Origin of the sequence: Burkholderia sp. NLJ2, from assembly GCF_049487195.1 — a bacterium.
In the GTDB taxonomy this organism is placed as follows: domain Bacteria; phylum Pseudomonadota; class Gammaproteobacteria; order Burkholderiales; family Burkholderiaceae; genus Burkholderia; species Burkholderia pyrrocinia.
Genome location: NZ_CP137810.1, coordinates 2,945,645 through 2,960,253, shown reverse-complemented (window position 1 = coordinate 2,960,253; position 14,609 = coordinate 2,945,645). Strand labels below are relative to the sequence as shown.

Here is a 14,609-nt window from a genome sequence, read left to right as displayed (position 1 = left end):
TGATGGTCTCCAGGCCTGGGAACGCGAGTTTCCAGGCTTTTTTTGTCGATGCGGCGCGATCGGCGCAGCGGCCCGGCATCGACGCGGCGCGAATCCGCGCCCGGTGCTACGATCGCATTTTGCCTTCAGGAGCCGCCATGAACGCGCTCGGTATCGTCTCCGAATCGAGTACCCGGACCTCGGCGCGCAAGCCGCCGTTCATCCCGTCGTTCGGCTTCCACGAAGTGCATGAATCGCAGCCGATCGATGCGCCGCCGGCCCGCATCATCGACGCGGTCGCGTCGCTCGACATGCGCGCCGATCCGGTCATCGATGCACTGATGACGGTGCGCGAATTCCCGACGGCCGTCGTCGACGCGCTTCGCAACGGGCCGGCCCGAAATGAACGCACGCGCTTCGGCTTCCACACGTTCACGCTGCTGCACCGCGACGACACGTCGCTGTCGCTCGGTCTCGTCGGACGCTTCTGGCGCCCGACGACCGACGTGCGCACCATCGCCGATGCAACGGCCTTCGTCCGGCACGACGACCCACGCGACGCGAAGCTGGTGCTGCGGTTCGAAGTCGTCGGGCGGGCATCGGGTGCACACATCCTGCGCACCGAAACCTTCATCCACTGCCCGACCGCACAGACGCGGCGGCTGTTCACGCCGTACTGGCTCGCGATCCGGCTGGGGAGCGGCTGGATCCGGCGCCGCATGCTGGCGACGGTCGAAACGGTGCTGGCGTAGGTCCACGCATCAAAACGGCTTGATCACGACCAGGCCGACGACGATCCCCGTCGCGACCACGACAGCGCCCGCTGCCTGACCGAGCCATTGCGCAGGCACGACGACGAGATCGTCGCGTTCCATCCGCCGCAACGTGCCGGCCAGCATCCCGTGCAGTGCCGACAGCGCGGTGACGACCGCGAGCTTCACCGACAGCCACGCGGCGCCGAACCAGTGTCCGCTCAGCGCGATCGCAATCCCCGTGATCCAGACGAGCGCGAGCGCGGGCGCCGTCACCGAACGATCCCAGCGCCGCACCGCGCGATGCACGGCGAGGTTGGCGATACGGACGCCGACGGACAACGTCAGCAGCCCGCCGACGAACGTGACGACGGCGACGACATGCGCGGCCTTGAGCAACAGGTAAATCATTGCGCGTGCCTCCTGCGTGCGATCCATCCGGCGCTCGCCAGCCCCGCAAACGGCACGACGGCCGACAGCACGAGCCGCGCGACGTCGCCCCTGCTCCACAGCCCGCTCGACGCGGTACCGACGACCGCCCACACGTACATCGCGAAAGCGATGCCGTGAATCGGCCCCATGATCGACACGGCGACCGGATAACCGGCCAGATGCTTGAGCGGCACGGCGACGCACACCAGCACGACGAGCGTGGTCGCCTCCAGCAGCGACAGGTACTGCAGGTTGCGCAACGCATTGCGATCGTCTTGTTTCATCGATGGGCCCCCACGGTTGGTCAGCCGCAATTATGGCGTGTGGTACGGGCCCGATCCATTGGCTAGAATGCCATCTTTAAACGGATTCTGGCCACGGCCTCGAACGCCATGCATACGGTCGCCGTCCTCGCTTTGCCCGATGTCGTCCCGTTCGATCTGGGCGTCGCATGCGACACGTTCGCGCGCGTGCGTTCGCCCGGCGTCGAGCCTGCGTACCGCGTGCGCGTGTGCAGCGAGCATGCGCGCGTCGCCGGCGACCTGTTCGAACTGCGGCCCGCGTTTCGACTCGATGCGCTCGCCGACGCCGACACGATCGTCGTCCCCGGCACGTCCGTGCCGCTCGCGCCGACGTCGCGCCGCGTGATCGCGGCACTGCGCGCGGCCGCCGCGCGCGGTTGCCGGATCGCGTCGATCTGCAGCGGCGCGTTCGTGCTCGCGGAAGCCGGGCTGCTCGACGGCCTGCGCGCGACGACGCACTGGCTGGCGGCCGGCGAACTCGCGCGCCGCTACCCGAACGTGACGGTCGACCCGAACGTGCTGTTCATCGACAACGGGCAGATCCTGACGTCGGCCGGCGCAGCGGCCGGCCTCGATCTGTGCCTGCACATGATCCAGGCCGACTACGGCGCGGCGGTCGCCGTCGACGCCGCACGCTACGCGGTGGCGCCGCGCGTCCGCGAAGGCGGGCAGGCGCAGTTCATCGCGCCGGAATGGCCGACCGGCACCGACGGGCTGCAAAGCCTGATGGACTGGCTGCAGGCGAACCTGCGCAAGCCGCTCACGCTCGACGCGATGGCCCGCCAGGCATCGACGAGCGTGCGCACGCTGACACGGCGCTTTCAGGAGCAGACGGGCACGTCGCCGCGGCAATGGCTGCAGACCGCGCGCGTCAGGCATGCGCAGCAGTTGCTCGAAGTCACGGAGCTGTCGATCGAACATGTGGCAACGGAGGCCGGGTTCGGCTCGGTCACCGCGTTTCGCGAGCGGTTCGCGCGCATCGTCGGCACGTCACCGCAGCGCTATCGTCACGCGTTCCGCGCGCGGTCCGGCGCATGACGCTCGCTGCACATCGGCACCCGATGCGTCGCTCCGACGACGTGAATCCATGCGCGCACAATCGTCAGGATCGCTACCGAAAAGCGCCGCTGCCCCGCCTCGCCCGCCCAAGCAACACTTTCGCGCCAACCGGACCCGACCGATGACCCGCATCCGCAATCCCCTGAACATCGCGCAGCTCCAGGCGTTCGTCTCCGCCGCGCATCACAAGAGCCTGCGCGCCGCCGCGCGCGAACTCGGCGTCACGCAGCCCGCGATCACGCACACGATCCGCGAACTCGAAACGGCGCTCAACGCGGAGCTGCTCGCGCGCAGCGTGCGCGGCGTCGAGCTGACCGCGTGCGGCCATGCGCTGCTGCCGCGCGCCGAGCAGTTGCTCGGCGACATCCGCCGCACGGTCGAGGCCGTCGAGCAGGTGAAAGGCGAGATGTCGGGGCGCGTCGCGGTCGGCACGATGCCGTCGATCGCGCTGACGGCGCTGCCGCACGCGGTGACGGCGTTCCGCCGGTCGATGCCGAATGTCAGCCTGCATCTCGAGGAAGTGACGGTGCCCGACGCGCTCGCACAGTTGCGCAACGGCACGCTCGACATCGCGGCGATGCACCATGTGCCCGCGCTCGACCGCGATTTCACGCAATCGCCGCTGCTGTCGACCGAATTCACCGTCGTGATGCGCGAAGGCCACCCGCTCGCGCATGCGCGCCGTTTAGAGGAACTGCTCGACGCCGAGTGGATCGTCACCGTCGGCGCCGAGCAGTTTCCGCACAGCGTGATGGTCGGGATGTTCGAGGCGCACGGGCTACCGCTGCCGAAACGCCTGCTGCGATCGCCGATGTCGTTCGCGGTGACGCTCGGGCTCGTCGCGCGCTCGGACGTGATCGGCTGCTTCACGCGCCCGCTCGCCACAATGGTCGCGCCGCTCGGCATCCGCACGGCCGAACTCGACGAAAGCATGCCGCGCTTCGACCTGTCGATCATCGCGCGGCGCGACATGCTGCCCACGCCCGCCGTTTCGCAATTCGTCACGTGCCTGCAACGGGCGGTCAACGAAACGCTCGGCTGAATCGTTCCTGTGTGTGAAACGGCGGCGCACCCGACGCGCCGCCGCCGGGCCCGGTATCGGGGCTTGTCCTAGGCGCCCTGCCGGTATTTTGTCTTGATAATCTCCGCACGTCGCGCGCCCGCATCGGGCGGGCGAAACGGACAGTCCGGCGCGAAGCCGTGCCGGACCGAAGGCTTACGGCGCGGCACAACCGCGCACCCATCGAACAAAACGAGGAGTCACCGAGTGAAAAAGATTCTTGCGGCTGTGACCGTGGCCCTGCTTGCCGTATCGGCCGGCAGCGCGTATGCGAAGGACTGGACGACCGTGCGGTTCGGCGTCGACGCGAGCTACCCGCCTTTCGAATCGAAAGGCCCTGACGGCAAGGTGGTCGGCTTCGACGTCGACCTCGGCAACGAAATCTGCCGCCGCATGAACGCGAAGTGCGTGTGGATCGAAAACGACTTCGACGGGATGATCCCGGCGCTGAAGGCCCGCAAGTTCGACGGCGTGCTGTCGTCGATGTCGATGACGCCGGCGCGTCAGGAACAGATCGCGTTCTCGGCGAAGCTGTTCAACACGCCGACGCGCCTCGTCGCGAAGAAGGGCGCGGGCCTGCTGCCGACGGCCGAATCGCTGAAGGGCAAGTCGATCGGCGTCGAACAAGGCACGATCCAGGAAACCTACGCGAAGACCTACTGGGCGGCGAAGGACGTGAAGGTCGTCCCGTACCAGAACCAGGACCAGGTCTATGCCGACCTGATCGCGGGCCGCCTGGACGGCGCGCTGCAGGACGCGGTGCAGGCCGAGATCGGCTTCCTGAAGACGCCGCGCGGCGCGGGCTTCGATTTCGCCGGCAAGGATATCGACGATCCGAAGACGCTCGGCAACGGCGCCGGCATCGGCCTGCGCAAGGAAGACGCCGACCTGAAGGCGAAGATCGACGGCGCGATCGCCGGCATGCGCAAGGACGGCACGTACGACAAGATCGCGAAGAAGTACTTCGACTTCGACGTCTACGGCAAGTAATACGGCACGCAAGCGAGCGATTCGCTTCGACGCAAACGGGCTCCGCAAGGAGCCCGTTTTTTTTGCGCACGGCGCCGGAAACGTTATTTTTTCCGCGCCAACCCGATGATTCTCAAAGAAAAACTACGTGTTCCGGTACCGGTTTGATGGCGGCGACGCAGGCAACGTACAATCGATCTTCCACGCACACCGGATCATTCGCGGCTGCGCCGCACTCCCCTCATCATGCAAACGCAGACCCATCCGCTGATTTCCCCCGCCGTCGGCACCGAACGCCAGATCACGAGCTTCCACTACGGCCCGCGCGGCGGCAAGAAAGTCTATATCCAGTCGTCGCTGCACGCGGACGAACTGCCCGGCATGCTGGTCGCCACGTTGCTGCGCCGCAAGATCGCCGCGCTCGAGACCGCCGGCAAGCTGCGCGGCGAAGTGGTCATCGTGCCCGTGCCGAACCCGATCGGCCTGTCGCAACACGTGTTCGGCGATCACCTCGGCCGCTTCGAGCTCGGCTCGATGCAGAACTTCAACCGCAATTTCTACGATCTCGCGGCGCTCGTGCTGCCGCGCGTCGAAAGCCGGCTCACGAAAGACGCGCATCACAACCTCGTCGCCGTGCGCGCCGCGATGCGCGAAGCGCTCGACGAGCAGAAGCCGCGCACCGAGCTCGACTCGCAGCGCCTCGCGCTGCAGAAGCTGTCGTTCGATGCCGATATCGTGCTCGACCTGCACTGCGACAGCGATGCGGTGATGCACCTCTATACGAATCCCGATCTGTGGCCGGACGTCGAACCGCTGTCGCGCTATCTCGACGCGCAGGCATCGCTGCTCGCGCTCAATTCGGTCGGCAACCCGTTCGACGAGATCCACAGCTTCTGCTGGTCGGATCTGCGCAACCGCTTCGGCGACCGCTTCCCGATCCCGAACGGCGCGATTTCCGTCACGGTGGAACTGCGCAGCGAACGCGACGTGTCGTACGAGTTCGCCGAAAAGGACGCGCAGGCGATCGTCGAATACCTGACCGAGCGTGGCGTCGTCGACGGCACGCCGGCGCCGCTGCCGCCGCTCGCGCACCCGGCCACGCCGCTTGCGGGCACCGATCCGCTCGTCGCGCCGGTGTCGGGCGTGATCGTGTTCCGCACGCCGGTCGGCGCGATGATCGAGGCCGGCCAGGAAGTGGCCGACATCGTCGATCCGCTGACCGATCGCGTCGTCACGCTGAAGAGCAGCGTGTCGGGCGTGCTGTATGCGCGCCAGATCGTGCGCTTCGCGACGGCCGGCATGGAAGTCGCGCGGATTGCCGGCGCGACCGCGATCCGCACGGGTTCGCTGCTGTCGGCCTGAGCGATCGGCCCGCGCGCCGGCTAACGGCGCGCATCGACACGCATCGACGCGTATCGACATGCATCAACGAAATCGCCCGCTTGCGCGGGCGATTTGCTTTCCGGATCGCCGGATGCCGACGATCCGGCCGTCCGGTACGCGTGAACGATCAGAACGCCGGCACGATCGCGCCGCCGAACTTCTGGTCGATGAACTTGCGCACGTCGTCCGATTCATAGGCCGCGACGAGCTTCTTCACCCACGGCTTGTCCTTGTCCTGCGCGCGCACCGCGATCAGGTTCGCATACGGCCCGCGCAGATCCTCGATCGCGATCGCATCCTTCACCGGCGTGAGCCCCGCCTTCACCGCGTAATCGGTGTTGATCGACGCGGCATCGACATCCGGCAGCGCGCGCGGCAACTGCGCGGCATCGAGCTCGACGATCTTGATCTTCTTCGGATTTTCGGCGACGTCGAGCGGCGTCGCGTTCACGCCGTTCGTGCCGGCGCCCGGCTTCAGCTTGATCACTCCGTATTTCTGCAGCAGCAGGAGCGCGCGGTTGCCGTTCGACGGATCGTTCTGGATCCCGACCTTCGCGCCCACCGGCAAGTCCTTCAACGACTTGATCTTCTTCGAATAGAAGCCCATCGGCGCCGTATAGGTCAGCCCGACGTTGGCGATCCTGTAGCCGCGCTGCTTGATCTGGCTGTCGAGAAACGGCTGGTGCTGGAAGCCGTTCGCGTCGAGGTCGCCCGAATCGAGCGCCGCGTTCGGCTGCACGTAGTCGTTGAATTCGATGACCTTGATCGCGAGGCCTTCGCGCGCGGCCACTTTCGTCACTTCGGTCCAGATCTGTGCGTCGGGGCCGCTCATCGTGCCGATCTTCAGGGTTTGCGGGTCGGCGTGCGCGCCGGGCGCAGCAAAAGCCAGCGCCGCGGCGAGTGCGCCGAGGCCGGTCAGGATCGAACGTCGCATGGTGTCCTCTTGTCCCGTGTCGTTGTTGAAGCACGGATCGTGGCACGGGGCCCGAACACCACCAACCAAGCTTATTTCATGTGCATATTCCTGATCCTGATCGAATCTCAGCCGAATTCGGTATAACCCCCAATGGCGCAACCGGGCAGAATTTCAGGGCCTGCTTGCATATGGAACGTACATGCGAATGCCCGAAATCGCTCGCAGGGCAAGGAGTGAGGAGCGCCGTTTGGCCGAGCCAAACAAGTGACGAGCGACGCCGCCATGCGGGCGATTTCGGGCATTCCCGTGACATGAATTTTCTAATTTGGGGTTGCCCCGAGAACGACCGCTCGCCGCGTTGCGCTTCTTGCGAATACGTCAGTATTCGCGGCGTCGCGCGCCTCGCGAGCGGCCGTTCTCGGGGCAACGCATGTACGTTCCATATGCAAGCAGGCCCTAATGTCGCATCGACGCCACACATTCTTCATATGACAGTCGCTGTCATATTCATTACGTGGCCCGCCGATAAAGTTGCCGCCGGTACGTGAAAGCGCCCAGAGAGAGCGCCTGAACCGCAACTGGACACGCCTTTTATTCGCTCGGAGAATCCTTTGAACAAGAAACTGTTGACCATCGCCGCCCTGGCAGCAACGGCCGGCACGGCACATGCACAAAGCAGCGTGACCCTGTACGGCGTCATCGATGCCGGTATCAGCTACGTGAACCACAGCAAGACCGCCAACGGCGGCACGGGCAAGCTGTTCAAGTACGACGACGGCGTTGCCCAGGGCAGCCGTTGGGGCCTGCGCGGCACCGAAGATCTCGGTGGCGGCCTGAAGGCGATCTTCGTGCTCGAAAACGGCTTCAACAGCGGCAACGGCACGCTCGGCCAGGGCGGCGCGATGTTCGGTCGCCAGGCTTACGTCGGCCTGAGCCAGTCGCAATACGGCACGGTCACGTTCGGCCGTCAGTACTCGTTCTCGACCGACATCCTCGGCTCGAACTACTCGACGGGCGGCAACACGGTCGCGGGTAACTACGCGTACCACGTGAACGACCTCGACCAACTTACGTCGAGCCGCATCAACAACTCGGTGAAGTTCCAGAGCGCGAACTACTCGGGCTTCACGTTCGGTGCGTTGTACGGCTTCTCGAACTCGACCGACTTCGCAGGCGCACCGGCCACGACGGCGGGCACGACGACGACGGCAGGCTCGTCGCGCGCATACAGCTTCGGCCTGAACTACGCGAACGGCCCGGTCTCGGTCGGCGCCGCTTACACGGACATCCGCTTCCCGAGCCAGTCGTCGCCGGCATTCTCGACGACGATCGCGAACATCAGCACGGGCAACGTCCGCGACCTGCGCACCTACGGCGTCGGCGGCCGCTACGTGTGGGGCCCGGCAACGGCATGGCTGCTGTGGACGCGTACGCAGTTCTCGACCGTTTCGGGCGCGGGCGGCACGTTCTTCAACGCATATGAAGCAGGCGGCAAGTACGCGTTCACGCCGGCTCTGTCGGCTGGCCTCGGCTACACGTACACGAACGCGACGCAGAACGGCAACTCGTGGCACTGGAACCAGGTCAACGGCATCGCCGACTACGCACTCAGCAAGCGTACGGACGTGTACGGCCTGGTGGTGTACCAGCAGGCATCGGGCAAGGGCGTGCAAGCGCAGATCGGTTCGAGCACGAGCTACTTCAATACGTCGGGCACGGGTTCGAAGAACCAGATCGCCGCACGTATCGGTATCCGTCACAAGTTCTAAAGCATCCGCTTAACTCGCGGATCACGACGGCAAGAAGCGCCCCGCTCCACGCGGGGCGCTTTTTTATGTGCTTTTAAGTTTCGCTTAATTCTGGGCTGAGAGGATGCTCTCACCCCCCCTGTTGGCCGCCTGAACATCGGCGGCTTTTTTTTTACATGCCGACGGCGCCGCCATCGATTGCCCACAAGACAGGATCGGAGGCCATGATGATCGAAGATACCGTTTTCAGCCATCTGCACGCGATTCTGACGTGCCAACACTCGATGCCGGTCCAGAGCTGCCGCGTATCGGTCGAAATGCAGCGCCCGTGGGGCCGCCCGTACCGGCTCGTCGAATGGACGATGCATCTCGACGCGCCCGCGCGGCGCCAGATCGTGCCGGCCGAATCGACCGACGAAGAGATCGCCGAGGTCGTCGCATCGCACGTGCCGGGCCGGCTTTACGGCGACGGCCGGCTGCAGTTCTGAACGCCTCCCCGTTCCACCCGCTTCGCGTATTCCGGCCGCCCCGCACGCATCGTGCGGCAGTCGGTCTCGTTTGACGCGGCAACGAAACCTGCTACGCTGCGCGTTTTCGTCCACGCAACACACGATGGAAAACGCATTCAACGAACGCGGCGTCATGATCACGCGCAACGGCCTGTCGGCCGCCGGGCAGGTATTCGCACTGCGTGACATCCGCCACGTCGACGTCGTCAAGATTCCGAAGAACCGCCTCGTTCCGTCGCTGATCGCGCTGATCGGCGCGGCCATCGCCATCGCAGGCGGCATCGGCGCATCGAGCGCCGCGCTCGTCGTCGGCGTGATGCTCGCCGTCGTCGGTTATCTCGCATGGACCACGCAGGACGTCACGTATCGCCTGATGGTCGAGATGCCCGACGGCAAGCGCGAAGCGCTGTCGAGCGTCGACGCCGAGTTCGTCGAACGCGTCGCGCAGGTCGTGCGCGATGCGCAGGCCGCGACGGCTGCCGGCTGATTCCGTTCGCATCCCTGCACGCTTCGGCTCGCGGTCTGCGGATGCGCGCGGCGCGCTTCGGCTCGCGCGGTGCATCGCTACATCGGGCCGACGCGTCTTTATCGAATCGCATTCCCGCCGCATCGTCGCAAGCCCCGCGCCTGCGCTGCGTACGCCGACCGCCTAGTATGGAAAGAGCGGCCCGCCGCCGCATCGTCCGAGGAGGTCGGCATGAACGTTCAATTGCTGTCCGGCATGCTTCGCGCGCAGGAACTGCTGCTCGTGTCGATGATCCGCGCGCTTCCCCTTGACGAACGCCGAGCGCTCGTCGACCTCTATACCGAACAGATCGCGTTCGCCGAACAGGCGGGCCTCGAAAGCCACAGCGATCGCGCGACGCACGATGCATTCATCGCGCATGCGCGCAACCTGCTGATCCGCATCGAAGCGCTCGCCTAGCGCTGGCGCGCCGGCGCGCTTCTCCCGAATTCCCCGCCGCGACTCGCCCGAGCCGCGCAGGTAAGCGCTCGCCCACATGCGCCGCTTTCCGTTCTTGTATTGATAATAATTCTCATTTACACTGGTAAAGTTATCAGTTGCCTTTCAATTCGCCGTTCGCCGCATGCCGCGCGCGGACGGGCCAGCCAGGTGAACGCGTCACCCAGCCAGCCTTCGGGCTTGTTTTCGTCAATGGGAGACCACCTGTGCATTGCTATCCGCTGGCGCGGCGGCCGATCTGCGCCGCGCTGTTCGGCGCGTTCGGCCTGTCCGCCGCCCCGGCTCACGCCGATTCGTCGCCGCAAGGCGCCACCCCGCCTTCTGCCGTCCTCGTCGCCGCGTCCACGCGCGGCGATGCGGCGCTGCTCGACCCCGTCACCGTCACGGCCACCCGCACCGCCACCGCCGCGAGCCGCACGGCGGCGTCCGTGTCGGTGATCACCGACGAGGATATCGAGGAGCAGCAGGCCACCAACATCAAGGACGCACTGCGCTACGAGCCGGGCGTCACGGTGCGCCGCACCGCGTACCGGCCCGGCAGCGCCGCGCTCGGCGGCGGCCGCGACGGCGATTCGAGCATCAACATCCGCGGCCTCGAAGGCAATCGCGTGCTGCTGATGGAAGACGGCATCCGCCTGCCGAACGCGTTCTCGTTCGGTCCGCTCGAAGCGGGGCGCGGCGACTACGCCGATCTCGACACGCTCAAGCGCATCGAGATCCTGCGCGGGCCGGCCTCTGCGCTCTACGGCAGCGACGGCCTGACCGGCGCGGTGAATTTCATCACGAAGGATCCCCGCGACCTGCTGTCGATCTACGACAAGCCCTACTACTTCTCGTTCCGGCCGAGCTACGACTCGGCCGATCGCAGCATCGGCGCGACCGTGTCGGCCGCGGGCGGCAACGACCGCGTGCAGGGGATGATCATCGCCGACGGACGGCGCGGCCACGAGGTCGACACGCGCGGCAGCAACAACTCGGCGAGCACGCTGCGCACGACGTCGAATCCGCAGGACGTCTATTCGGAATCGCTGCTCGGCAAGCTCGTGCTGACGCCCACCGCGCGCGACACGGTCAAGTTCACCGCGGAAACCGTGCAACGGCGCGTGAGCACCGACGTGCTGTCCGCGATCAATCCGCCGAACACGCTCGGCCTCACGACGAACGACCGGCTCGAGCGCAACCGCTTCAGCGTCGACTACGACTTCCGCGACGACGCGTTCCGCTGGTTCCAGACCGCGCACGTGCAGTTCTACTACCAGGACGCGAAGCAGGATCAATACGCGTTCGAGACGCGCGGCGCGCCGCTGAAATCGCGCTCGCGCGACAACCAGTACAAGGAACGCACGTTCGGTGGCTCCGCCTTCGCCGAAAGCGGTTTCGCGACCGGCCCGCTCGCGCACAAGCTGCTCTATGGCGTCGACGGCAGCCTGTCGCGCGTGACGAACAGGCGCGACGGCACGGTGCCGGGCGTCGGCGAAGCGTTCCCGAACAAGGCGTTCCCCGACACCGACTACACGCTGTTCGGCGCGTTCGTGCAGGACCAGATCGGCTACGGCCGCCTGCTCGTCACGCCGGGCCTGCGCTTCGACACGTACCGGCTGAGCCCGACCGAAAACGATCCGCTGTTCACCGGCAAGGCAGTGTCGACGAGCGCGAACGAACTGTCGCCGCGCGTCTCGGTGCTCTACGAGATCACGCCCGCGCTGATTCCGTACGTGCAGTACGCGCACGGCTTCCGCGCGCCGACGCCCGACCAGGTGAACAGCAGCTTCTCGAACCCGGTGTACGGCTACACGTCGATCGGCAACCCGAACCTGAAGCCCGAGACGAGCGACACGTTCGAAGCCGGCCTGCGCGGCAAGGCCGGCACGGGCTACGGCGTCGTGCGCTACAGCGCGGCCGCGTTCACGGGCCGTTACCGCAACTTCATCTCGCGCACGACGATCGCCGGCAGCGGCCGGCCGGCCGACCCGTTCGTATTCCAGTACGTGAACTTCGCCGACGCGCGCATCCACGGCCTCGAAGGCCGCGCCGAATGGGCGATGCCGAACGGCATCACGTTGAAAACGGCGATGGCGTTCACGAAGGGCTCGACGCAGAACAACGGTGCGGCCAGCCAGCCGCTCAATACGGTCAACCCGTTCTCGGCCGTGTTCGGCGTGCGCTACGAGCCGGGCGAGCGCTGGTTCGTGCAGACCGACCTGCTGTTCCAGGCCGCGAAACGCGACAAGGACATCGACAAGTCCGACTGTTCGAACAAGGCGTGCTTCGCGCCGCCGTCGTCGTTCGTCGTCGACCTGCGCGGCGGCTACCGCTTCAACAAACATGTGAGCGCAACGATCGGCATCCACAACCTGTTCGACCGCAAGTATTGGAACTGGTCGGACGTGCGCGGCATCGCCGCCGATTCGCAGGTGCTCGACGCATATACGTCGTCCGGACGCACGGTCGCCGTCAGCATGAAAGTGGATTTCTGATGCGCGACGCCCGCGCTACCACCCCAACCGTTTCTTGAAGGAGTCCGACATGATGCAATCCGCCCTTCCCGGTCAATCGGCCGGCCCGGCCCGCGCGGCCGCCGCATTGCGCGACGCGTTCATCAAGCTCAAGACAGAGCGCCAGCTGCGCAACCGCGACGTCGCGCAAGCGCTCGGCGTCAGCGAAGGCGAAGCGCTCGCCGCGTTCGTCGGCGAGCACGTCGTGCGGCTCGACGCGCGTTTTCCGGCGATGTTCGAGGAAATGCCGCGCCTCGGCCGCGTGATGGCGCTCACGCGCAACGACACGGCCGTCCACGAAAAGGACGGCGAATATGCGCAGATGAGCCATGACGGCCCCGTCGGACTCGCGCTCGGCGACATCGACCTGCGGATCTTCTATCGCCACTGGGTGTCGGCGTTCGCGGTGCGCGACGAGACCGCGCACGGCCCGCTGAAGAGCCTGCAGTTCTTCGACGCGCAGGGCCACGCAATCCACAAGGTGTACCTGCGCGCGCACAGCGACCACGCCGCATACGACGCATTCGTCGAACGCTGGCGCGCGCCGTCGCAGGAGCCGGGCCTCGACGTCGTGCCCGCGTCACCGAAGACGCCCGAACGCGCCGACACCGAGATCGACGTCGCGGGCTTCCGCGCCGCGTGGGAAGCGATGACCGATACGCACCAGTTCTTCGGCATCACGCAGCGCTTCGGCGTGAGCCGCATGCAGGCGCTGCGCCTCGCCGATCCGCAATACGCGTATCCGGTCGAAACCGCGCATGCGCTGCGCCACGTGCTCGAACGGGCTGCGCAGAGCGGCCAGCCGATCATGGTGTTCGTCGGCAATGCGGGAATGATCCAGATCCATACGGGCCCCGTCGCGAACGTGCGCGAGGTCGGCGCCTGGATCAACGTGCTCGACCCGGGCTTCAACCTGCACGTGCGCGAGGACCTGATCGCCGCCGCATGGGTCGTGAAGAAGCCGACCAGCGACGGCATCGTCACGTCGCTCGAACTGTTCGACCGCCAGGGCGACCACGTCGCGCTGCTGTTCGGCGAGCGCAAGCCCGGCAAGGTCGAACGCGACGACTGGCGCGCACTCGTCGCGACGCTGCCGCCGGCCGCACGCGGGGGCGCGCGGTGAGCGCGCGGTCGTTCGATCCGCGGCGCCGCGCGGTGCTGGCGGGCGCGGCTGCCGGCGCGCTCGCGGGCGCGCTGCCGGGCAGCGTGTTTGCACAAACTGCGCAGGCCGCACCGAAGCGCGTGGTCGTGATCGGCGGCGCGCTCGCGGAAACCGCGTTCGCGCTTGGCGGCGCCGAGACGCCCCGCTACCGGCTCGTCGGCGCCGACACGACGTGCACCTACCCCGACGCCGCAAAGCGTCTGCCGAAAGTCGGCTACCAGCGCGCGCTGTCGGCAGAGGGGCTGCTGTCGCTGCGGCCCGATCTCGTGCTCGCGTCGGCGGAAGCCGGCCCGCCGACCGCGATCGCGCAGGTGAAAGGCGCAGGCGTCGCGGTGACGACGTTCGACGAACGCCACGACGTCGAGTCGGTGCGCGCGAAAATCACCGGCGTCGCGCAGGCGCTCGACGTTCGCGATGCGGGCGTCGCGCTGCTGCGGAGCTTCGATCGCGACTGGCAGGCCGCACGTGACGCGGTCGCCGCGCGCGCGCCCGGCGGCGCGCAGCCGCCGCGCGTGCTGTTCGTGCTGAACCATACCGGCAATCAGGCACTCGTCGCCGGCCAGCGCACGGCCGCTGACGCGATGATCCGCTACGCGGGCGCGCGCAACGCGATGCAGGGCTTCGATCACTACAAGCCGCTGACGACCGAGGCGCTCGCGGCCGCCGCGCCCGACGTCGTGCTGATCTCCGACGAAGGGCTCGCGGCCGTCGGCGGCCGTGCCGCGCTGCTCGCCACGCCCGGCTTCGGTGCGACGCCGGCCGGCCGTGCGCAACGCGTGGTATCGCTCGATGCGCTGTTCCTGCTCGGGTTCGGCCCGCGCCTGCCGCTCGCCGTCACGACCCTGCACCGACGCCTGTCGGATGCGCTCGCCTGATTCC

The 14,609-nt window shown here is 66.9% G+C and carries 15 protein-coding genes; 12 read left to right on the top strand and 3 right to left on the bottom strand.

What is annotated here, in order from left to right; translation table 11 throughout:
• The first annotated feature begins 137 nt into the window (after positions 1 to 137).
• The gene (locus R9B84_RS35825) at positions 138 to 731 is read left to right on the top strand and encodes a hypothetical protein (protein ID WP_423763548.1); all 594 of its coding nucleotides are present in this window, start codon (positions 138 to 140) and stop codon (positions 729 to 731) included.
• Between the two features lie 9 nt (positions 732 to 740).
• Here R9B84_RS35825 and R9B84_RS35820 read toward each other — a convergent pair whose 3' ends face one another.
• Both R9B84_RS35820 and R9B84_RS35815 read right to left on the bottom strand, forming a co-directional pair.
• Positions 741 to 1,142, bottom strand: a complete 402-nt coding sequence (locus tag R9B84_RS35820) for a CopD family protein (RefSeq protein WP_423762067.1) — start codon at positions 1,140 to 1,142, stop codon at positions 741 to 743.
• On the bottom strand, positions 1,139 to 1,447 hold the full coding sequence (locus R9B84_RS35815) for a DUF3817 domain-containing protein (RefSeq protein WP_423762066.1): 309 nt from the start codon (positions 1,445 to 1,447) through the stop codon (positions 1,139 to 1,141). The genes R9B84_RS35820 and R9B84_RS35815 overlap by 4 nt, the downstream gene beginning before the upstream one ends.
• Positions 1,448 to 1,555: 108 nt before the next feature.
• On the opposite strand from R9B84_RS35815, the gene R9B84_RS35810 reads away from it, so the two are divergent.
• The 4 genes from R9B84_RS35810 to R9B84_RS35795 all read left to right on the top strand — a co-directional run bounded on the left by R9B84_RS35810 (position 1,556) and on the right by R9B84_RS35795 (position 5,915).
• On the top strand, positions 1,556 to 2,503 hold the full coding sequence (locus R9B84_RS35810; protein WP_423762065.1) for a GlxA family transcriptional regulator: 948 nt from the start codon (positions 1,556 to 1,558) through the stop codon (positions 2,501 to 2,503).
• 142 nt (positions 2,504 to 2,645) lie between these two features.
• Entirely contained in the window at positions 2,646 to 3,566 is a 921-nt protein-coding gene (locus R9B84_RS35805) for a LysR substrate-binding domain-containing protein (RefSeq protein ID WP_423762064.1), read from the top strand.
• Between the two features lie 225 nt (positions 3,567 to 3,791).
• Positions 3,792 to 4,574 carry an ABC transporter substrate-binding protein gene (locus tag R9B84_RS35800; protein ID WP_262546555.1) on the top strand — a complete coding sequence of 261 codons (783 nt, stop codon included), beginning with the start codon at positions 3,792 to 3,794 and terminating at the stop codon, positions 4,572 to 4,574.
• A 225-nt stretch (positions 4,575 to 4,799) separates the two neighbouring features.
• Positions 4,800 to 5,915, top strand: a complete 1,116-nt coding sequence (locus R9B84_RS35795) for a succinylglutamate desuccinylase/aspartoacylase family protein (RefSeq protein ID WP_423762063.1) — start codon at positions 4,800 to 4,802, stop codon at positions 5,913 to 5,915.
• Positions 5,916 to 6,063: 148 nt separating this feature from the next.
• Here R9B84_RS35795 and R9B84_RS35790 read toward each other — a convergent pair whose 3' ends face one another.
• Positions 6,064 to 6,870, bottom strand: a complete 807-nt coding sequence (locus tag R9B84_RS35790) for a MetQ/NlpA family ABC transporter substrate-binding protein (protein WP_423762062.1) — start codon at positions 6,868 to 6,870, stop codon at positions 6,064 to 6,066.
• A gap of 593 nt (positions 6,871 to 7,463) precedes the next feature.
• On the opposite strand from R9B84_RS35790, the gene R9B84_RS35785 reads away from it, so the two are divergent.
• The 7 genes from R9B84_RS35785 to R9B84_RS35755 all read left to right on the top strand — a co-directional run bounded on the left by R9B84_RS35785 (position 7,464) and on the right by R9B84_RS35755 (position 14,605).
• The gene (locus R9B84_RS35785; RefSeq protein WP_423762061.1) at positions 7,464 to 8,621 is read left to right on the top strand and encodes a porin; all 1,158 of its coding nucleotides are present in this window, start codon (positions 7,464 to 7,466) and stop codon (positions 8,619 to 8,621) included.
• Between the two features lie 206 nt (positions 8,622 to 8,827).
• A complete protein-coding gene (locus tag R9B84_RS35780; RefSeq protein WP_011353838.1) occupies positions 8,828 to 9,088 on the top strand; it encodes a DUF2866 domain-containing protein in 261 nt (86 codons plus the stop codon).
• A 124-nt stretch (positions 9,089 to 9,212) separates the two neighbouring features.
• Positions 9,213 to 9,596, top strand: coding sequence for a DUF6232 family protein (locus tag R9B84_RS35775; RefSeq protein ID WP_423762060.1), 384 nt, complete (start codon positions 9,213 to 9,215; stop codon positions 9,594 to 9,596).
• A 210-nt stretch (positions 9,597 to 9,806) separates the two neighbouring features.
• Positions 9,807 to 10,034 (top strand): hypothetical protein, encoded by a 228-nt coding sequence (locus R9B84_RS35770; protein ID WP_034181704.1) that lies wholly within the window; start codon positions 9,807 to 9,809, stop codon positions 10,032 to 10,034.
• A gap of 245 nt (positions 10,035 to 10,279) precedes the next feature.
• Entirely contained in the window at positions 10,280 to 12,550 is a 2,271-nt protein-coding gene (locus R9B84_RS35765) for a TonB-dependent hemoglobin/transferrin/lactoferrin family receptor (protein ID WP_423762059.1), read from the top strand.
• Between the two features lie 49 nt (positions 12,551 to 12,599).
• The gene (locus R9B84_RS35760) at positions 12,600 to 13,691 is read left to right on the top strand and encodes a hemin-degrading factor (protein ID WP_423762058.1); all 1,092 of its coding nucleotides are present in this window, start codon (positions 12,600 to 12,602) and stop codon (positions 13,689 to 13,691) included.
• A complete protein-coding gene (locus R9B84_RS35755) occupies positions 13,688 to 14,605 on the top strand; it encodes a heme/hemin ABC transporter substrate-binding protein (protein ID WP_423762057.1) in 918 nt (305 codons plus the stop codon). The genes R9B84_RS35760 and R9B84_RS35755 overlap by 4 nt, the downstream gene beginning before the upstream one ends.
• Positions 14,606 to 14,609: the final 4 nt, after the last annotated feature.